This window comes from Bacillota bacterium (assembly GCA_013178045.1).
GTDB lineage: Bacteria > Bacillota > Ch66 > Ch66 > Ch66 > Ch66.
In genome coordinates this window covers 1-19731 of sequence record JABLXP010000016.1, presented here as the reverse complement: position 1 = coordinate 19731, position 19731 = coordinate 1, and the positions used below count along the sequence as shown (strand labels likewise).

Below are 19731 nucleotides of genomic sequence, written 5' to 3'. Positions count from 1 at the left end.
AATGTCGATCCGCTGGCGCTTGACTTTATGGTATACGGCGGTTTTGGGGTTAACCTTATTATTGTTTGGGGTGGGCCTGTATTTTTATATGGCTTACGAACTCGCCGAGGAAGTAGATGCTTCAATTGCCACCAAGGCGAATGAAGTCGTACGATCGATCATGATCGTTGAACAATTTCCTTTTCCAGTTCAAGTTAGCCTACCTGATGTCAATGTTTTTGCGGCGCCAAACACTTTTCTGCAGGTTGTGGACGTGTCCGGCCGGTTGCTGGCCAGGTCGAAAAATTTGGGCGCCCAGGTCCTGCCTTTAAGTGAGGAAACCCTGGACTGTGCAGGGAAAGGACAGGCTTTTTATGAGACTGTCCTTTCCGGTGACCAGCGCTTGCGGATCTATAGCCTACCGCTGATCTGGCGCAACCGGACCATTGGCGTTCTGCAGGTTGGTCGGTCGCTGCAGCCGGTTGATTTAACCTTGGGCCGCTTGCGGCTGGTTTTGATCTTGGTGGGCTCTCTCACCGTTGCTTTGGCCGGCACATTAGGGTGGTTTTTGGCGCATACCGCTTTGAAACCGATTGATGAGATCACCAACACAGTGGCGGCGATTCAGGAGGCCCAGGACCTGGAGCGGCGTTTGGAATATACTGGACCCCGGGATGAGATTGGCCGTTTATCCGATACCTTTAACGAAATGCTGGCCAGACTGAGTACAGCTTACCAACGGCTGGCCGAAGCCAATGAAGCCCAGAGACGTTTTGTGGCCGACGCTTCCCATGAACTGCGGACGCCGTTGACTACCATTCGCGGTAATGTTGAATTGTTGCAAAAAATGGGTGATACTGATCCCGACGTTCGAGCGGAAGCCCTGGCAGACATTGCCAGCGAAGGAGAGCGGATGTCCCGGCTGGTCGAGGACTTACTGGTGCTGGCGAGGGCTGATGCGGGACTGAAACTGAACAAGAAACCGGTCGGCCTGAATCAGCAGTTGGAAGAAATTTTTCGGTCAGCTCGTCACCTATCCAATCAGGTTGAATTCGTGGTCGGTGATTTATCGGCCACGGAAGGGATTGGCGTCCTGGCCAATTCTGATTACCTCAAACAGTTATTGTTGATTTTAATTGATAACGGTGTGAAGTACACTCCGCCAGGCGGTCGTGTTCGGGTAGAAACGTGCCGGCAGGACGGTTGGGCAGGGGTAAAAGTCATCGACACCGGGATCGGAATCGCCCCGAATGAGCTGCCACACATTTTTGAGCGTTTTTATCGGGCCGACCGGGCTCGTTTTGGGGAAGGGACCGGCTTGGGGTTGGCGATCGCCAAGTGGATCGTCGATGAACATGCTGGACGGATCGAGGTGGAAAGCGCGATTGGTCGGGGAAGTACTTTTACTGTCTGGCTGCCGATATATACTTTATGAAAGGAAACGTTTTTGTTGAAGGAGTGCTAAAATGACGATTGCCGCAGTATTGTTTGATTTGGATGGAACCCTGGTTGATTCCCTTGCTTTGATCCGTCAGACCTATTACCGGGTCTTTCAAGAACTGGCCATTCCCTGGGGGGATGACGACGTGATGAAAATGATCGGCCTGCCCCTGGCCCAGATCGCCCATCACTTCGCCGGGGAGGAACGGGCCGATTATTTTGTCACCGTTTACCGAAACTACTACACCACTGACCACGACGTCTATACCAGGGCTTACCCTGGGACGAAAGAACTTTTGGAACACTTACAGCGGCAGGATTACCGACTGGGGGTGGTGACTTCCAAGGGCCGGGACGTAGCGCTGCGTTCATTAGAATATCTTGACTTAGTTCAGTATATGGATGTCGTGATTACCGCTCAGGACGTTGTCTCGCACAAACCGGAACCCGGACCGGTACTAAAGGCGTTGGAATGCCTGGGAATAAAACCTATCGATGCTGTTTATGTGGGAGATAGTCCCTTTGATCTTCTGGCCGGTCGGCGGGCCGGTACCAAAACGATTGGCGTAACCTGGGGGATGGCGACGCGGGAAGAACTGGGAATGAACGAGCCGGATTTGTTGATTGAACAGTGGAGTGAATTAATCGACTGGCTTGATTCAGGCGTTTAAAAGATTAACTTAATTTTCCAACATTATCGCCTAACATAATCGGAAAACTAAATACATGATGATTCGGTTTTTTATTTACGGGTTATTAGGCTGGAGTCTGGAAATATTTTGGACCGGACTGGGATCGTTCAGCCGGGGCGAGTGGCGGCTGATGGGCTATACTTACCTGTGGATGCTACCGATTTATGGGCTGGCCGTGTTTTTGGAACCAGTGCATGATTACATCCGGCATTGGTCGTGGATTGTACGGGGCCTGGTCTGGGTGGTGGCCATTTTTGCCGTGGAATATACGGCTGGCTGGGTGCTAAAGATACTGACGGGGAGCGTGCCCTGGGATTACACCTGGGCAACACGCTATTCGGTAAATGGATTTATTCGCCTGGACTATGCCCCGGTCTGGTTTATCACCGGTCTACTTTTCGAAAGAATTCACGACTTTTTGCGCCCGCTCCTGCCCAGGTAGATCTGAAGCGAAAAGTCTTCCAGCCTTTGAATTTTCGCTGGAGATCATCCAGCATGGTATAGGCTACCGGGATTACTACCAGGGTCAAGAGAGTAGACAACAGCAAGCCGCCGATCAAGGCAACTGCCATACTGGCACGTATTTCACTGCCTGGTGAAATAGCTAGTGCGGTAGGCAGCATGCCGGTAATCATGGTCACCGTGGTCATCAGGATGGGGCGCAATCGAGTAGTGCCTGCTTTCAACAGAGCTTCGCGCAGTGGTAGTCCTTCGCGGCTCATGATGGTATGAGTGTAGTCGATCAGCAAGGTACTATTCTTGGCGACTAAACCATCTAACATGATCAGGCCAATAAAAGACATGATGTTGAGCGTTTTACCAGTCACGGCAAGGGCTAACAGGGCTCCGACCATCCCGAGCGGTAGCGAGAGCATCCGAATAATTGGGATTAGATAAGATTCATATAGCATGACCAGGATGGCATACACAAAAACGATTGACATAATCAGGGCTCTGCATAATTCTGCAAAACTTTCCTCCATCTCACGGGTTTCGCCTTCATAGAAAACCTCAAAACCCGGTGGCAGGGCAATTTTTTCAACTTCCCGACGAATCTCTTGCATGACTTCGCCTAGAGGACGGTCAGAAAGGTTGGCTTTAATAGTGACAGTTCTTTGTTTATTTAAGCGTTTAATTTCACTAGGTCCCACGTTTTCTTTAAGACTGGCTACCTGCTCCAGCCGGATGATCTGACCCTGACTGTTTATAATCCCCAGGCTCCCCAGCTCCGAGATACTGGAGTGGTTGGCCTCAGCGATCAATACTCGGACATCAGTCTCCTGACCTGATTTTCGATAGCGCGTGGCAATTTCTCCCTCTACGGCTGCTCTGACCGTACCCGCGATTTCACTTACGTTTAACCCGTAGTAGTCAGCTGCTACCTGATTGATTTCGACCTGGATTTCTGGTTGGCCAATTTTCCAGGAACTATCGACATCAGTTGTTCCCGGGGTTGCTTCCACGGTTTTTTTAATTTGTTCGGCAATAGACAGCAATTTGTCTTGATCTGGTCCGGTAATGTTAATCTGGATAGGAGCCATTTGTGGATAGACACCAGAAGGTTCGAAGACAGATACTTTGGCCCCAGGTATATCGTCTCCCCAGCCGCGCATTATTTCGGCAATCTCCCATTGGGTGCGAGACCGTTTATTTTTGGGTACTAAACGCACGAAAATATTACCACTTTGGGCGTTGATTGACCCCATGTATTGCTCGCCACTTCGTCCTACGGTAGCAAAAGTGCTTTCTATTTCAGACAATTCCATCGCTTTTTTTTCCAGTTTTGCTAAAGCGGCGTCAGTCTCGGTCAGTGATGTTCCAGGGGGCATCTCCAGCGAAATGGTTAACTGGTTTTGATCATACCGTGGCATAAACTCAGTTTTAATGATTTTGAGTGGCAATAATGCAAAGGCCAGAGTGGGAGCTAGTAAACAGATAATCATGATCCAGCGACGGTTATTGAAAGACCAGCGCAAAAAGTTTTCGTATTTCGCGTAGGTCCGGTGTTGCAAGGCTACCCACTTCCTTGCCTGTTTCCACTGGTTAATTTTACTAGTCGAGTTGTGCTCTGACAGCGGCACGTTTTTAAACAGCAGGGCGGCCAGCATGGGGGTCAGGGTAAAAGATACCAGGAGAGAAAAAAGCACGGCAAATACTATAGTTAGGCCGAATTGCTTGAAAAACTGACCGACTATGCCAGTCATGAAGGCGATCGGGCCGAAGACGACCACATCGGACAGTGTGATCGCAACAGCTGCCATCCCAATTTCACTACGGCCATCCAGGGCGGCAGCGGCCGAGTCTTTGCCTAGTTGTACCCGATGCCGGTGGATGTTTTCTAAAACGACGATAGTGTCGTCGACCAGCACCCCAATACACATGGTTAATCCCATGAGCGTGAGCAGGTTAAAGGAATAGCCAGCAAAGTGCATGAACGTCAAAGTGGCGATTAAGGAAGTAGGAATAGCGAGGAGTACAATCAGGGTTGAACGCCATTCCCGGAGGAAAAAGAACAAAACCAGGCCCGTAGTCAGAATTCCCTCGATCAAGTTGGACCAGGTGCCATTGAGAGACTGATGCACGAAAATCGAGTTATCGCGGGCGACCGTCAAATTTACGCCAGGTGGTAGAAGTTCTCGGATCTGGGGCAACTCCCGGTTAATTGCCTCTGCGGTAGCAACCAGACTGGCTGTGCTTTGCTTTTGGATGCTTATGGCCACGGCGTCTTGGCCGTTTAAACGGCTGTAGGTCCTGATGTCTTTAAAACCGTAATTAACAGTAGCGATTTCTTTTAAACTGACCTGCCCGCCGGCCGGCAAAGGTAGGCTGAGATTTTTTATTTCCTCAGGGTCGCGGAATTCTCCCCGGACCCGGATTAAGTATTCGTCCTTGACTTGGTCGATCCGGCCGGCCGGGACCGTCATATTGGTGGCGGAGATGCGGGCGATCACTGTTCCGATGGTAAGGCCGTAGCTATTCAGTCGGTTACGGTCAACAGCAACCTTTATTTCTTGTTCTTTGCCACCGATGAGATTGACTTGAGCTACGCCAGGGAGGCGTTGCAGGCGGTCCTTAATCTGATCTCTAGCGATTGCGTAGATGTCTTCAAGCGGCATATCACCCGCTAAAGCCAGGATCATCACCGGATCGGCATTGAAATCGAATTTACGGACAGTAGGATTTTCGACATCGCGAGGTAGTTTTCCACGAATGCTGTCAACACACTTTTGGACGTCTATGGCGGCATTATCAAGGTCTGCGTTCATAGAAAACTCGATGACTGTAACGGCTAGCCCTTCGGAGGCAGTGGAGGTAATTTTTTTAATATTGTTTAAGCCAGAGATTGCGTCTTCAATTGGTTTAATAATCTGGGTTTCTATTTCCTCGGGGCCGGCACCACGATAAACCGTATAAACAGAGATATATGGGATATTTACCGGTGGGTAAAGGTCTGCTCCAATCCGGGGGAAACTGATCAATCCCAGGAAAATGAACAGGAAAAACACCATACTCATCATCACCGGCCGTTTAACTGCCAGTTCAGTTAAACGCATCAACAATTCCCCCTCGGCAGAAGCTTTGAAATATTTAGCCCATCTTTTATTTATAAAATAACAGAGAGATTTTGAATAATCCAGTTCAATCTTAAGAACAAAAACTGGTCACTGGAACATTAATTTTCCAGACATACTTGACAACGTGGAATAATAAACATATAACAATAATAGGAATCTTTATTAATAAGGGTGGTCCTGTGAAATCAAAGTTTTTGCTCCTGATGGTGTGTTTGTTTATATTAGTTACAGGGCTAATTGGCTGCGGAAAACCGAAATCCGTCACTTCAGCCAATAGCGAGTCGAAAAAAATCAAAGTTATTGCCAGTATCTACCCCCTGTATGATTTTACCCGGCAGATTGGCGGTGACAAGGTGGAGGTGGTGTGTTTAGTACCGGCGGGCGCTGAACCACATGATTGGGAGCCCAAAGCCAGGGATTTAGCCAGTCTGCAGAGCGCGAATTTATTTATCTACAATGGGCTCGGGATGGAGCCTTGGCTGGACTCGTTCCAAAGTGCATTGAAAGGGAGTAAATGTTTTTTTGTGAATGCATCGCAGGGGATTAGCCTACTTAAGGCAAAGCATGACGACGAACCGAATCAGGGTGAAAAAGATAGACGATATTCAATCAAGTCTGCTGAGGCCAGCTCAGGAGAATACGATCCCCACGTGTGGCTTGATCCTATGCGGGCCAAGCAGCAGGCGGCTAATATCAAGGCGGCCCTGATTCAGGTAAGTCCCGAGAACAAAGAAACTTTTGAGGCCAACTACGCTCGCTTTGCAGCAGCGCTGGACGATTTGGACGCTCAATTCCGGGCAGTAGCAAGTCAAGCTACACGAAAAGAATTTGTAGTAACTGAGCCAGCGTTTGCCTATTTAGCTGACCGCTACGGTCTGAAGCAGGTGAGTATCCTCGGTCTGTGTACCGAAGGCGAGCCTTCACCAGGCGAACTGAAGAAGATTGTTGATTTTGCCCGGCAGAATAAGATAAAACACATCTTCTTTGAATCGACATACAGCCCGAAAGTGGCCGAGACCCTGGCGAAAGAGGTGGGGGCGCAAACGCTAGTTTTAAGTGCTGTTCATGGCTTAACTGAGGAAGACTTAAAGCAGGGTAAAAATTACCTTTCTACCATGAAGAGTAATCTGGAGAATCTTAAGATTGCTTTGCAAGATAAGGAATGAGCGTGATGGGGAGTTTACCGAAGTCCAGTATCATTGAAATTAGTGGCTTAACTTTTGGGTACAACAACCGACCTGTGTTGCGCGACGTCAATTTAACCATCCACAAGGGAGATTTCATGGGGATAGTTGGTCCCAATGGTTCGGCGAAAACAACCCTACTCAAACTCATGCTAGGTTTATTGACGCCCTGGAGTGGGGAAGTCAGATTATTTGGTGAGCCGATCTCCTCTTTCCGCCAGTGGGGAAGAGTCGGATATGTTGCGCAGCGGGCCGCGGCTTTTAATATGGGGTTTCCAGCCACGGTTGAGGAGGTGGTGGCCGCTAATCTGTTCAGTCATGTTGGTTTGTTTCGCGGACTAAAGCCGGCCCACTGGCAAAAGGTGTCCGCGGCATTGAAGACTGTTGGTCTGGAGCGAAAACGACAGTGTCTGATCGGGTACCTCTCAGGCGGGGAGCAGCAACGGGTGTTTATTGCCCGGGTTCTGGTCAGCGACCCGGAGTTGCTGCTCCTGGATGAGCCAACTGTTGGGGTGGATATTCAGGCCCAGGAGCACCTTTACGAACTGCTGGAAAGGCTGAATAAGGAGCGGCAGATGACCATCGTGATGGTTTCCCACGATGTCGGGGTGGTGACTGAGCGAGTTAATCGGGTCGCCTGTTTAAACGACAGCCGCCTGTTTGTGCACGAAAAAACCGCGGATTTATTGAAACCGGAGAATATTGCGGCAGTCTATGGAATTGGCATGCAGCCGCTCATCCACTGTCATGAAGGAGATTGCGGGGTGCGTATAAATCATGCCTGAGTTTCTTCAGTATGATTTTATGATCAGGGCACTGGTTTCAGGGCTGATTGTCGGTGTGATCTGCCCGGTTATCGGTATATTCATTGTCCTGAAGCGATTATCAATGATTGGCGACTGCCTTTCCCACGCGGCCATGGCCGGCGTGGCGGCTGGAATGTTAACCGGTGTTTATCCTGTCTACGGGGCCCTGGCTTTCATGATCGCGGCCGGGTTAACGGTCGAAAGATTGCGCAATGAGTACCGGCAATATTCAGAACTGGCCATCGCCGTTATTCTGTCCAGCAGTATCAGTCTGGCTATAATTTTGCTGAGTGTTGGTAAGTCATACAACACCTCAGTTTTTGCTTATTTATTCGGTAGTATTTTAACGGTCAGTGGACAAGATCTTAAAGCCATCACCGGTCTGGGTTTGCTGGTCATTTTAGTAGTCTGGTTACTCCGTAAAGAGCTGTTTTATATTGCTTTTGACGAAGAGGCGGCACATCTGGCCGGTATACCAGTAGCCATGATCAATATTGTCTTTATTCTCTTGACAGCGTTCACCATTGCGGCTTCGCTTCGGATCGTGGGTATCCTGCTGGTGTCTTCGTTGATGGTCATTCCAGTCGCAGCCAGCTTACAGCTCAAGCAGGGGTTTCGCCGCACGGTGTGGCTGGCCATCGGACTCAGTGTGACCTCGGTAGTGATCGGTCTGATCGCAGCTTTCTATCTTGATTGGGCGCCCGGGGGAACGGTGGTCATGACAGCTGTGCTCGGCCTGCTGGCGATCATCATGGTCCAAAGAATAAAACGAAGACGTCGTCCAGTTACTTAGATTACATCAAGCATGCAACCACTTGCAATAACCTGGTTAATTAACGTTACAGGCAGAAAGGGGAATGGAGTGTGCCGGAAACAAATGATCTTGAACGTTCCCGAAAAGGCACTCGTTCAACCAGGCAGCGGCGAGCAATTTTGGACCTCTTAAAGCAAGAGAAGATCCATCTGGCCGCGGAAGAGATTTATCAGGCAGTTAGGCAAACACAGCCGAATATCAGCTTGGGCACTGTCTACCGCAATCTCGAAGTGCTCACGGAACTTGGCCTGCTGTCTAAAGTCGTTTTTACCGATGGTAAATCGAGATACGAATTGGCCGAACGTGGGCATCACCACCACCTGATTTGTCTGGGCTGTGGAGATACGGTGGACATCCCGGATTGCCCGGTAGATAAGACAATTGATTGTTTTATGCGCGATAAAAAATTCAGGCCGGCTCGTCACCATTTCGAGGTTTACGGTTACTGTGCCAAGTGCCAGGATTAATTTCGGATGTTAATATAGACGCTTTGGGCGGCGTCGTCCCAGCTGACTTTGCCACCGAGGGCTTCGGCCACAAAACGAACGGGAACGAGGGTGCGTCCGTCCACAATGGTGGGGGCCACATCCAGCTTAACTGTCCGCCCGTTGACTTTCGCGTATTTGTTGCCGATGGTAAGGCTTATTTTTGATTTACCCCTGGTAGCGGTAATGGTCTTGGTTTCGTTATTCCAGTCAATTTCCGCGTTAAGGGCTTCAAAAATTGCCCGTAACGGCACCAGCACCCGGTTATTCTCAATGGTTGGGGGAACATCGACAAAGTACAGCCGTTTATCATTTAAGTAGACTGGGATCTGAGAAATAACCAAAATACCATTACTTAGGGCACGCTCTTTTCCCTCGGATAGTGAGTTGACGATTTTACCGTTCGCCAGTAATTCGGCGGAACCGCCACCATCTAAGGCCATCGCTTCTTTTGCTCCTAACTCGATCATCAGGTCAGCCAGTTCTTCGAAGGTCATTCCTACGCTGACATTGGGCTGACGCCCATCGACTACCACCAGCAAGAGGCGGCCGTCAGCCGTTAAACCCAAAGCAGAACGGGGATGTCGACCAGTAATTTCACCCTGCAGACCCTCCAGATTGATGGGCACGGGCCGGGCCCCGTCTCTGACAAGAAGTGGTCCATTTGCCAGCAGATGTAACAATTCGGTTTTATCTCGGAAACTGGTACGAATATCCACCGGCTCGCCCACGGAAAAGTATTTAGCAAAAGGATTCTTGTCTCCCTGGAAAGATAGAACATAGCCGTTAGCGGGGATGGTAGCGTTGCCGTTAACCATTTGCTTGATGACGGTAATTCCCTGCTCATTCTTCTCCACAACGAACTCAGTGATTCCTGGCGGGGTTTTTGTGGTGGCCCCGAAAAGCGGAGTGTAGAGCACGATTCCTTCGCCTAAAGTATGATTAACCCCACTGATTTGAAAGATCTTTTTCTGGTTGATTAAGCGGACTGTTACCATGGGGAGAAAGTCGTCAAACGATATTTGCCTGTCCCGGGTGATGATCAGTGAGGTGGCTTGACGGTTGTTTTTAGTCAGAACCTCTCCATCTAAAATGACCGTATCAAGCGGGAGCGGCTCGTTCTTACTTAAGTTAAAAAAGGTACCGTTAATTGCGCCGATGGCTCCGTAGCGTTTAGCCATTTGGGTGAGTGGCTCAACTTCACCAAGTTTATCTTTGGCCAGAACCGGCTTAATTTCTATCTTGGGGTCGCTTAAGTTAACCCGCAGGTAACTGATCGCAAATACTTCTCCTTTATCATTCTTTTTGGTCAGTTGTTGCAGGTATACCCCGCGGTCGAGCAACTCACCGGCTTGGAGAGGGGTGGCCAGGCTGAGGATCAGGAACGCAGTAAGAATCAGGGTTAGCAGTCGACGAACAGGTTTCATATGTTTTTCCTCCTTGGATTTGATTGGGTGCTGGATTACAAGGATTAACCAGTTGTTCTCTTGTATAGATTTTTCCACACTTATAAGGGTGATTCCTGCAAAAAACAATTGCCTTTTTTTCCGGCTAACTGATAGAAAAAGTAGGGGGTTATCTTTCCCCTACTTTTTCTAACTGCGGGGTTCGTGACCGGCCCCGGCTGCCGTTACCTGGGAAGCGATTAACTCCGTACCAGTATTTTCTAACTTATGCCAGACTCCCGCCGGCACATAAATAATGGATCCTTCATTAACCTCGACCACTTCTTCTCCACCGTTGTCCAGGTAGAAATTGCCTTCGCCTTTCAGGATAAAGAAGACCTGGTCGCCGTGGGGGTGACGGTGGTAAGGCAAGACTTGGCCAGATTTGAAGTAGTAAGTATCGGCGGTCAGATCTTCTCCCGTAAAATTATTGACCTTATTGGCTGATTGGTCACTGAATTGAGGGTTGAGAAAAACGGTTTCGGCTTTACCCACTAGCCACTCACTTCCTTATGGTTTTTTTAAATAAAATTAAAGGTCAACAATCTGCCGGCTCCTGACCGGGCGACCTTGAACCCGGTGCCGCCCCTGAATCTCGTCATCAGCTGCATTGGTGATTGTAACTACCATGCTTACCTCGCTGGCGGCTTGAGCCTTGTCAAACAGTTGACGAAGGCTAGCCCAAACTTGCTCAGCATTTCCGTGGATGTGGGTACTGATTGAGCCAACCTTGTAGTCAACATTTTGCCGATCCAGGGTAGTTAACGATTCGTTAATAATTTCACTGGCCTGGTTGGTTTTTAATGGATAAAGTGAAACTTCGGCGCAAATCATGTTCAGGTTTACCTCCTTAAAACGTTTTTATGCTTTCCTGAAAAGTATTTTTGTCTGTCCATCTTGATCTTATGCATTCGATTGATTTTCTTCTGGAGCAGAAAAGTTGACTGTAAGCGGGTATAATATGCTATAAGGTTTATACTACCCTTATTGCTATTATTATATTATTATTGATATATAAAATTATAAACGAACATTCCACTTCCGGAATAAAGTGGTGATGTGCGAGTAGCATTAATAGTTACGAAAATAGTATGGTGGGTGATGGGAATGTCGGAAATTCTAGTTCATGTGGTACGTGGAGAACAGGTTGAAAGTCGGCATCACGGAGATGTGGTGGTCGTTGACCGACATGGGAAAATTCGGCAGTCATTGGGTGACCCGCATCGTTTTACCTATTGGCGTTCTGCGGCGAAACCTTTTCAGGTTTTGCCACTGGTCGAAGCCGGCGGAGTAGAGCATTTCTGTCTCACCCCGGCGGAAATTGCCATAATGGCTTCATCTCATAGTGGCGAACCGCAGCATATAGAACTAGTGCAGGGCATCCTGAACAAAATCGGGTGTACCGTTAGTGATCTCCAATGTGGTGTGACTGTGCCAATTAATTCCAAGACGGCCCGTGAACTGCTGCGGTTGGGGAAAACGGCAACTAGTTTGCATAATCCATGCTCGGGTAAGCACACAGCCATGCTGGCTCTGGCCCAACTAAAAGGTTATCCCATTGAAGGATATTTAAAGCCCGGGCATCCGGTACAGCAAATGATGCTGGCAACGGTGGCGGAGGTATGTGCGGTCAATCCGGCGGAGATCGTTTTAGGTATTGACGGCTGCGGTGTACCTGTTTTTGGTTTGCCGATCAGTCGGATGGCTCTGGCGTATGCCCGTTTGGCCATCCCAGAGGAGGGATTCGGTGACGTCCGCGGCCGGGCAGCCCGGATTATCCTTGAGGCGATTCGTAATGAGCCGTTCTTCGTCGCCGGTACCGGCCGACTGGAAACCGTCCTGATGGAGGTTACTCGGGGACGGTTGGTGGCTAAAGCTGGAGCGGAAGGGGTGTTTAACGTGGCCTTGCTAAGTGAAGGCCTGGGAATTTGCGTGAAGATTGACGATGGTAACAACCGGGCGGTTGACCCGGTGGTCGTCAAACTCCTGAAACAGCTGGATTTTCTTTCGGAACGTGAACTTTCGGCTTTGGAAAACTATTTCCAGCCCCAACTTACTAACAACCGGGGCGAGCGAATCGGCTATTTAGAGGCGGTGTTTGATTAAGTAAGCGATTTTACCCCAAACGGGTTTTTGTGGAGCCGGATGCTTTGCGTTATCCACTCGATCAGAAATTAATGGAAATATTTCAGTGAGAAAAAATCTCCATTAAAATCAATCTCCATCGAAATCAATCTCCATCAAAATCATTGGCTTTTGCCATTGGGTAAATGTTAACCATAACGGTCATATCTGTGTCTACTTTAGCCTCAATAATGAAATCTATGATTTTTTTGCAAGAACCGTCAAAGATTCTTTCCTCCAGGGGAAGATCGTTTATCTGGTATGAGCGGGAAGGGGGTGAACTGGTTGAAATTTCATACTGAGTACCTGTACTTTCACACCAAGAAGCGACGGGAATACATCAATATTACCCGTGAGGTTGAGCGGGTACTGGCCGCAAGTGGGGTGACTGAGGGAATGGTCCTGGTCTCAGCCATGCACATCACGGCCGGTGTTTACATCAATGACGCAGAGGAGGGAATCATCCAAGACATTGATGAAATGCTGGAACGGCTTGCCCCGACCGGCCCGAACTACCGTCATCACCGCACTGGGGAAGTCAATGGCGATAGCCATCTAAAAAACATTCTGGTTGGCCACCAGGTGATTGTACCAGTTACCGCCGGCCGGCTGGATTTGGGGCCCTGGCAGCAGATATATTACGCTGAATTTGACGGACAACGGCGCAAACGTCTGATCATCAAGGTGATGGGTGAATAATTTCATCATCTTTTCCGGAAAGCCTCCTTAAGGGGGTTTTTTATTTTTTAGCTCAGATGCAGGAATATATTTCCTGTCAGCGAAAAGAACGATATAGTGTAATTTATTGCTGTGTTTGTTAAGGATGAATCCATTTACGAGGAGGAATGAGGGTAAATGAATAAGGTTTGGCAACGGGGAACATCCTTTGTGATTTTGTTAGCTCTGGTGCTAATCTTTGGTTTCTCTAGGCCCATACTGGCTAAGGTGGTGGCAAGCTTTTCCGATGTTCAGGGTGTACCCTGGGCTCAGAAGTATATCGTACGAATGAAGATACGGGGAATCGTCAGCGGGTATGAAGACGGGACTTTCAAGCCCAACCAAACTATAAAGCAAGCCGAGGCTCTGATTATGGCGGTTAGAGAACTGGGATGGGAATCTGAAGCCCAGGGGCTGATTAATAGTGCCAATCTAAGTTTGCCAAAGAAAATCGCGCTCCAAAACATACCGAGCTTTGCCAGGGGTTATGTGGCAGTGGCGGTGCGAAGTGGTTTAATCGATGCGGATGGGGGCAACTTTCAGTGGGCTAACCCGGCCACCCGGGCTTGGACTTGCCAATTAATTGTCCGGATGCTGGGCAAGGATGAAGAAGCCAAAGCTGCGGCGCAGCGCCAGATGACTTTTACCGACAATTCTGCGATTCCAGCCTGGGCACGGGGTTACATTTATGTTGCGCAAAACCTGGGCATCGTGACTGGGTATCCTGACCAAACCTTTCAGCCTAATCTACCTATGACTAGAGCGGAGATGGTGACGGTCTTGAGCCGGGCAGAGCAATATTTAAATGTGACTAACTATGTTGTGGCTGGCACGGTGGAGAATGTTTATACCAACCGTTTGACAGTCAGAGATGGTAGCGGGCGGGTGTCTTCTTACAACCTCGCTGATGGTGGCTGGGTGTTTATCGGAGACAGGCGAGGTACGCTGAGCGATCTTTGGACAGGTGACCCGGTCAGGCTGATCCTGGTTTCCCCCGAGGAGGCTGGGATGGTTGAAGCCTACGCTGCATCGGGACAGAGTCGAACAAAATTTTCGGGGCAGGTTGTTCTGGTCAACCAGGGACAGCAGATTATTACCCTGAGAAATTCCGCGGGTGAACTGAAGATTTATTCCGTGCCTAGCTCGGTCGAGGTGGTGAGTACAGATGGAAGACGTTTGGGGTTAAGTGCCTTACAGCCTGGCGATGAAGTTGAGGTCTGGGTTGACAATTATCAGGTGGTAAAGCTCATCAGTTCACGGACTATCAGTAATGTCATTACGGCCAGGGTGATCAGCATCAATCACGATGAAGACGTGATCACGGTCAGGACCAATGAAGGAGAACTAATCGCTGCTTACGTCACGTCGCGGACGGCAATCCAGGTTGATGGCGATGACGGAGAGCTGTCGGACATCGACATTGGTGATACGGTCGAGTTAACTCTGGATGGGCAACGGGTCCTTACCCTGGAAGTGGGTGATAATGACATCAACACAGTGAAGGGGGAAGTCGTGCGCGTGGATACTTCTAACTGGACGCTGCGCCTTGAGGACCAGGATGGCGACCGGACAACTTATGATGTTGATCGTGACGTAGATATCGAAATTCCCGGTTACAGCCATCCTGACCTGAGTGATATTGAGGTGGGTGACCAGGTGTCAGTCAGACTGAGAGGTGATAAAATTGTTGAGATTAGGGTGAACAGTGACGATGAAGATGAGATTGTCCAAGTAACCCGGGTCGATGAAGACAACTATACACTGCGGGTGAAGGACATTGACGGGGATTACACCACCTATGATGTTGAACGTGATGTCAATATCGAGATCGAAGGCCACAGCAACCCGGGTTTGGATGATGTCAATGTGGGGGATTGGGTGAAGATCCGCCTGGACAGCAGGAATAACATCACCCGAATCGTGGTGGGTGAAGTGGTGGAAGGAAAAGTGGTGACTGTCTATGAGGACGAAGAGCGAATCAGGATTGAAAAAACCAGTGGGACCCGTCAGACTTATGACGTCAGTAAGAACGCGAAAATCACGTACAACAGTAAGTCGTATGATCTGGAAGACATCGATTCTGACGATGAGGTTCAGTTAATCATTTTCGATGACGTGGTAGAGAAGATCATCATTACCGAACGCAACTAGTTTTAAAAATTTTGGTTAAGACAACCATAAGTGAGGGGGTGCGATCCAGCGCCCCTTTTGTATCGATATTAATTTGGATTTATGTCTCACGTTGCGCTGGTGCGATCAATTATTTTAACTGGCTTGGTGATTGGCTGATGGTTTAATTGGTGTATAATAAAAGTTATGAAAGGGGTTTTACCGTTGAATTCTGAACTCAAGGGATTAATCTTGATTATCACTGCTGCTTCGCTCTGGGGTATTTCTGGTACGGTGGCCAAGTTTTTGTTTAACGGGGAAGCAGTCAGCCCGTTGGCTCTTGTACAAATCAGGTTGTTCTTGTCAGCCGTCCTCTTAGGGCTATACCTCCTGATAACCCATCCTGATTCACTGCGAATAAAATGGAGTGATTTATGTTATTTTGCTATTCTGGGTGTTTTCGGCATGGCCATGGTTCAGTTTACCTACCTGTATACAGTGAGCCAGGCCAACGTGGCGGTGGCCGTATTTCTTCAGTACCTGTCACCAGCGATTGTCGCTGTTTACGCGGTGGTTTTTCGCTGGGAGAAGCTTGGTTGGAACCGAGCAATGGCCCTTACCCTGGCTTTGGGGGGAAGTGTTTTAATCCTGACGGGCAGTGGACTGGGAACGGTGGTGATCAGCTGCCGCGGGCTTATCAGCGGGCTAGCTTCGGCATTTTTTGCTGCCTTTTATACCCTCTACGCGCAAAAAGGGGCCAAAAAGTTTGGCGCTTGGACGACTTTAACCTATAGTTTGGGTTTTGGGGCGTTTTTCTGGCTGCTCGTGGCTCCCCCGTCTCTCGACCAGTTTGGCGAATATACGACCGGTGACCTGCTATTTTTCCTATACATTGCCATTTTTGCGACGATCGTCCCGTTTGGTCTATATTTTAAGGGACTGACCTATCTCCACGCGACCAAGGCCATTATAACCAGTACGCTTGAGCCAGTGATGGCGGCGATAACCGCATACTTGATTTTAGGGGAAACGATGGCTCCCCAGCAAATGCTGGGCGGAGTGTTGATCGTGTGTGCAGTGATCATTCTGGCGACTGCTCAACGGGAAGCGGTATCCCCGCTAGAACAGGTAGCCGAGCCAAGGAAAATCAGTGGCTCAACCACTTAGTATCTTGACATTCTCTAAAATATGGACTAAAATAGTCTTGTATAAAGAAGGGTGATAGTGACCTGATATGGAAATCATCAAACGGAATACAGACTACGCCCTGCGGGCACTTGTCTACCTTGCCCTTCATTCAGGCACGGTAGTGAACGCGGGGGAAATTGCCGCCAGTGAAGATATACCCATTGATTTTCTCCAAAAAATCATGCAAAAATTTGTTCGGAGTGGTCTGGTGAACTCTCACCGGGGGGTCCAGGGCGGGTTTTCTTTGGCGAAAGAGCCTCGTCAGGTAAATGTACTTGAGGTGGTAGAAACCATGCAGGGCAAGCTGGCCATGAACCGATGCTTTTTGGGGAAGGATGGGTGTCCACGTGCTCCCAAGTGTCGGATCAAAAATAATTGGCGAGACATGGAGCAAAAATTTGTTGAATTTCTGAACGGGATTACGCTCCAGGACCTGGTAAACCAGCTCCGTGGTTTGGATGCAAAGGGGGGATAAGCAGCGTCTAAAATACTTTTTTCTACCCTAAAGTGGACCAAATTAATCCTGTATCAGCAAAGAGTCATTAAAAATCCAAGGAGGTATGTAAATGTTTTGTTACCAGTGTGAACAGACGGCCGGAGGTACCGGCTGCACCAAGGTAGGGGTATGCGGGAAGAATGAAGACATTGCCAGCCTGCAGGACTTGCTGGTGATCGCGCTCAAGGGAATAGCGGCTTATGCTTATCATGCCAGGGAGCTGGGTGCTTCTGACGAGCAGGTGGATGCTTTTCTGGCCGAAGGTCTTTTTGCAACCCTGACAAATGTAAACTTCAACCTGGAAAGTCAAATTGGACTGCTTCTAAAGGCCGGCGAGATGAATCTACGCGTGCTGGAACTGCTGGACCGGGCACACGTCGAACGTTTTGGGGCACCAGAACCGACCAGGGTCCAGGTAGGGACAAAGGCCGGCCGCGGGATACTTGTTACTGGCCATGATTTATTGGATCTGTATGAACTCCTCAAACAGACAGAGGGGAAAGGCATTAATGTGTATACTCACGGCGAGATGTTGCCGGCGCACAGTTACCCGGAGTTTAAAAAGTTTCCGCATCTTGTCGGCAATTACGGAACAGCCTGGCAGAACCAGCACCAGGAATTTGACGCGTTTAACGGCGCAATCCTCGGAACAACCAACTGTGTTTTGTTACCTAAGGATTCTTACCGGGACCGCATGTTTACTTGTGGTGTAGCCGACCTGCCCGGTGTTGTGCATATCAAGGATCGAAACTTTGCACCGCTGATCGAAAAAACTCTGGCCTTACCACCGTTGCCGGACAATCTCGGCCCGACCACCATGACCGGTTTCCATCATCAGGCAGTACTTGGTTTAGCCGAACACATTATCGCGGCAATCAAAGCGGGTAAGATTCGGCACTTCTTCCTGGTCGGTGGCTGTGATGGCGCCAAATCTGGTCGCAACTACTACACTGAATTTGTGGAGAAACTGCCGAAGGACTGCGTTGTGTTGACCCTGGGCTGTGGCAAGTACCGCTTCAACTACCTCGATCTTGGTGAAATTGACGGTATTCCACGTCTACTTGATATGGGTCAATGCAACAACGCCTACTCCGCAATCCAGGTGGCTGTTGCTCTGGCGCAAGCTTTTGGCTGCGGCGTGAACGATCTGCCGCTCAGTCTGGTGCTGTCTTGGTTCGAGCAAAAGGCGGTGGCTATTCTGCTCACTCTGCTCTACCTGGGAATTAAGAATATCCGTCTCGGGCCCACCCTGCCGGCGTTTGTTACGCCGAATATCCTCAAAGTGTTGCAGGAAAACTATAACATTCAGCCGATCACCACGCCGGAGGCCGATATCAAAGCTATTCTTGGGTAATAATTTCTCCTTTTTGCTAATCAAAGCCCTGGTACTTCGAGTCACATCAAAGTCCCAGGGTTGATTCTATTTGATGAAAATTAATTCATTGTGGCTTATTATTGTAGCTTATTTTCGTTATAATAAAATTATAAAAATTATAATAAAAAAATAAAGAAGTATTTCGGGAGGTGATCTTGATGAGCCATCTCCCTGAACGGAAACTGTTCTACATAATTGGCTTAATTTTTATCATCCCGATGATGGCAGCGGTGGCTTTTTTTGCCTACTTAGGAGAGATCTCACTGCAAGCCTGTCTACTTTTTGAAGGAATCGCGTTCTCGATTCTAACGACCAGTTCTAGTATCTTATGGGTGATGCACCGCCGATCGGAATGATTCTCTTCTTTAACTAAAACTAACCACAGGTGTTGACTTTCAGCCGAAGATGCTCAATCATTATTTGTCAGTTAGGCTTCCAGAGAACACTAACCTCAGACCAGTGTTCAACACTGTCGCTTAAATTAGGGGGGCAAAAATATTAACAGGAGGTGAAGCCTGGTTTCCGACACGTTGCTCAGCCGTTTTTCGGAAATCAGGAAATAGTGATGGGTGATATACTGCTTGACTTCCGACCCAAGGTCGGTCCTGATGACGTCCAAACTTTGCTGGCTGCTCTACCCGAGATCGGAAAAGACGATCACCTGACTATTGTGGTGGAGTGCACCGATGCCCACCAGGCTGACCGACTGTTGGCAATTCTCGAAGAGCATGGCTTTGATTATCAACCCCGCGGTGGGCATGAGGGAGAGTACAGTATTATCGCCAAGCGTTGCGACCGATAACGAAAAGTTACATTCTTGCATAAAAACTTTTAACTAAAGGTCATGCTCAGGGTGCAAATATGCTAAAATAAAAATGATAAAATAAAAATGCTAAAATAAAATACTAAATACTCCTGACTTTGTCAGTTTAAGGCCAGAAAGCCTTAAAAAACAAGGAATATTTCATATAAAGATGCGCAAATTGTACCCACATCCTCTACCAGGCGAATTCTCCTGCCTCTTCAACAGGCAGCATATTCTTCGGTGGGGAAATGCGTAATATTCTTAAAATTTTATTGGCATTATCACTTGGACGCATCTTCACCAAAAATCTTTGGCTATTTATCTCCATTTCTGTAAACAACAATGAACTCAAAGCTTCCTGAATTTGGGCTGGACTAATAAACAATTGATGTTCTTTCAGACGGAATTCTAAGGTCCTTTCGAGCAAGAAAGCCAGAAAACAAATAACAAAATGGCCTTTTATGCGCTTTTCAGTCCAATGAAAGATTGGACGTACT

General features: G+C 48.6%; 20 protein-coding genes. 15 read left to right on the top strand and 5 right to left on the bottom strand.

Annotated features, from left to right (window positions below):
* The first annotated feature begins 1 nt into the window (after nt 1).
* The 3 genes from HPY81_08175 to HPY81_08165 are packed head-to-tail and all read left to right on the top strand — an operon-like array spanning nt 2 to nt 2553.
* Nucleotides 2-1414, top strand: a complete 1413-nt coding sequence (locus HPY81_08175) for a HAMP domain-containing histidine kinase (protein NPV27402.1) — start codon at nt 2-4, stop codon at nt 1412-1414.
* 31 nt (nt 1415-1445) lie between these two features.
* Nucleotides 1446-2090: an HAD-IA family hydrolase gene (locus HPY81_08170; GenBank protein ID NPV27401.1), complete on the top strand. Its 645-nt coding sequence runs from the start codon at nt 1446-1448 to the stop codon at nt 2088-2090.
* A gap of 55 nt (nt 2091-2145) precedes the next feature.
* On the top strand, nt 2146-2553 hold the full coding sequence (locus HPY81_08165) for a hypothetical protein (GenBank protein NPV27400.1): 408 nt from the start codon (nt 2146-2148) through the stop codon (nt 2551-2553).
* Here HPY81_08165 and HPY81_08160 read toward each other — a convergent pair.
* Complete coding sequence (locus HPY81_08160) at nt 2495-5665, bottom strand: efflux RND transporter permease subunit (GenBank protein ID NPV27399.1); 3171 nt, start codon at nt 5663-5665, stop codon at nt 2495-2497. The two genes, HPY81_08165 and HPY81_08160, sit on opposite strands and share 59 nt — an antisense overlap.
* 224 nt (nt 5666-5889) lie before the next feature.
* Between HPY81_08160 and HPY81_08155 the strand changes: the two genes are divergently transcribed.
* The 4 genes from HPY81_08155 to HPY81_08140 all read left to right on the top strand — a co-directional run bounded on the left by HPY81_08155 (nt 5890) and on the right by HPY81_08140 (nt 8957).
* Nucleotides 5890-6852 (top strand): zinc ABC transporter substrate-binding protein, encoded by a 963-nt coding sequence (locus HPY81_08155; protein ID NPV27398.1) that lies wholly within the window; start codon nt 5890-5892, stop codon nt 6850-6852.
* A gap of 5 nt (nt 6853-6857) precedes the next feature.
* Nucleotides 6858-7655, top strand: a complete 798-nt coding sequence (locus tag HPY81_08150) for a metal ABC transporter ATP-binding protein (protein ID NPV27397.1) — start codon at nt 6858-6860, stop codon at nt 7653-7655.
* On the top strand, nt 7648-8469 hold the full coding sequence (locus HPY81_08145; GenBank protein NPV27396.1) for a metal ABC transporter permease: 822 nt from the start codon (nt 7648-7650) through the stop codon (nt 8467-8469). The genes HPY81_08150 and HPY81_08145 overlap by 8 nt, the downstream gene beginning before the upstream one ends.
* Before the next feature lie 71 nt (nt 8470-8540).
* On the top strand, nt 8541-8957 hold the full coding sequence (locus tag HPY81_08140; GenBank protein NPV27395.1) for a transcriptional repressor: 417 nt from the start codon (nt 8541-8543) through the stop codon (nt 8955-8957).
* Here the strand turns inward: HPY81_08140 and HPY81_08135 are convergent.
* From HPY81_08135 to HPY81_08125, 3 genes are all read right to left on the bottom strand, one after another.
* A complete protein-coding gene (locus tag HPY81_08135; protein ID NPV27394.1) occupies nt 8954-10402 on the bottom strand; it encodes a hypothetical protein in 1449 nt (482 codons plus the stop codon). The two genes, HPY81_08140 and HPY81_08135, sit on opposite strands and share 4 nt — an antisense overlap.
* Before the next feature lie 168 nt (nt 10403-10570).
* Nucleotides 10571-10915, bottom strand: coding sequence for a cupin domain-containing protein (locus tag HPY81_08130; protein NPV27393.1), 345 nt, complete (start codon nt 10913-10915; stop codon nt 10571-10573).
* Nucleotides 10916-10951: 36 nt separating this feature from the next.
* Nucleotides 10952-11254, bottom strand: a complete 303-nt coding sequence (locus HPY81_08125; protein ID NPV27392.1) for a hypothetical protein — start codon at nt 11252-11254, stop codon at nt 10952-10954.
* A 273-nt stretch (nt 11255-11527) separates the two neighbouring features.
* On the opposite strand from HPY81_08125, the gene HPY81_08120 reads away from it, so the two are divergent.
* The 8 genes from HPY81_08120 (at nt 11528) to HPY81_08085 (ending at nt 19231) form a co-directional block, all read left to right on the top strand.
* Nucleotides 11528-12526, top strand: coding sequence for an asparaginase (locus HPY81_08120; protein ID NPV27391.1), 999 nt, complete (start codon nt 11528-11530; stop codon nt 12524-12526).
* A gap of 303 nt (nt 12527-12829) precedes the next feature.
* Nucleotides 12830-13243, top strand: coding sequence for a YjbQ family protein (locus tag HPY81_08115; protein NPV27390.1), 414 nt, complete (start codon nt 12830-12832; stop codon nt 13241-13243).
* Nucleotides 13244-13399: 156 nt separating this feature from the next.
* Nucleotides 13400-15412 (top strand): S-layer homology domain-containing protein, encoded by a 2013-nt coding sequence (locus tag HPY81_08110; GenBank protein NPV27389.1) that lies wholly within the window; start codon nt 13400-13402, stop codon nt 15410-15412.
* 183 nt (nt 15413-15595) lie between these two features.
* Nucleotides 15596-16537 carry an EamA family transporter gene (locus tag HPY81_08105; GenBank protein NPV27388.1) on the top strand — a complete coding sequence of 314 codons (942 nt, stop codon included), beginning with the start codon at nt 15596-15598 and terminating at the stop codon, nt 16535-16537.
* A gap of 67 nt (nt 16538-16604) precedes the next feature.
* Nucleotides 16605-17033, top strand: a complete 429-nt coding sequence (locus tag HPY81_08100; GenBank protein ID NPV27387.1) for an Rrf2 family transcriptional regulator — start codon at nt 16605-16607, stop codon at nt 17031-17033.
* 91 nt (nt 17034-17124) lie between these two features.
* A complete protein-coding gene (gene hcp / locus HPY81_08095; protein ID NPV27386.1) occupies nt 17125-18408 on the top strand; it encodes a hydroxylamine reductase in 1284 nt (427 codons plus the stop codon).
* Nucleotides 18409-18587: 179 nt separating this feature from the next.
* Entirely contained in the window at nt 18588-18785 is a 198-nt protein-coding gene (locus HPY81_08090) for a hypothetical protein (protein ID NPV27385.1), read from the top strand.
* Between the two features lie 209 nt (nt 18786-18994).
* Nucleotides 18995-19231 (top strand): hypothetical protein, encoded by a 237-nt coding sequence (locus HPY81_08085; protein NPV27384.1) that lies wholly within the window; start codon nt 18995-18997, stop codon nt 19229-19231.
* A gap of 196 nt (nt 19232-19427) precedes the next feature.
* On the opposite strand, the gene HPY81_08080 is transcribed toward HPY81_08085, so the two are convergent.
* Nucleotides 19428-19731 (bottom strand): IS1634 family transposase (locus HPY81_08080; protein NPV27383.1); only part of this gene is annotated, 304 nt, incomplete at its 5' end.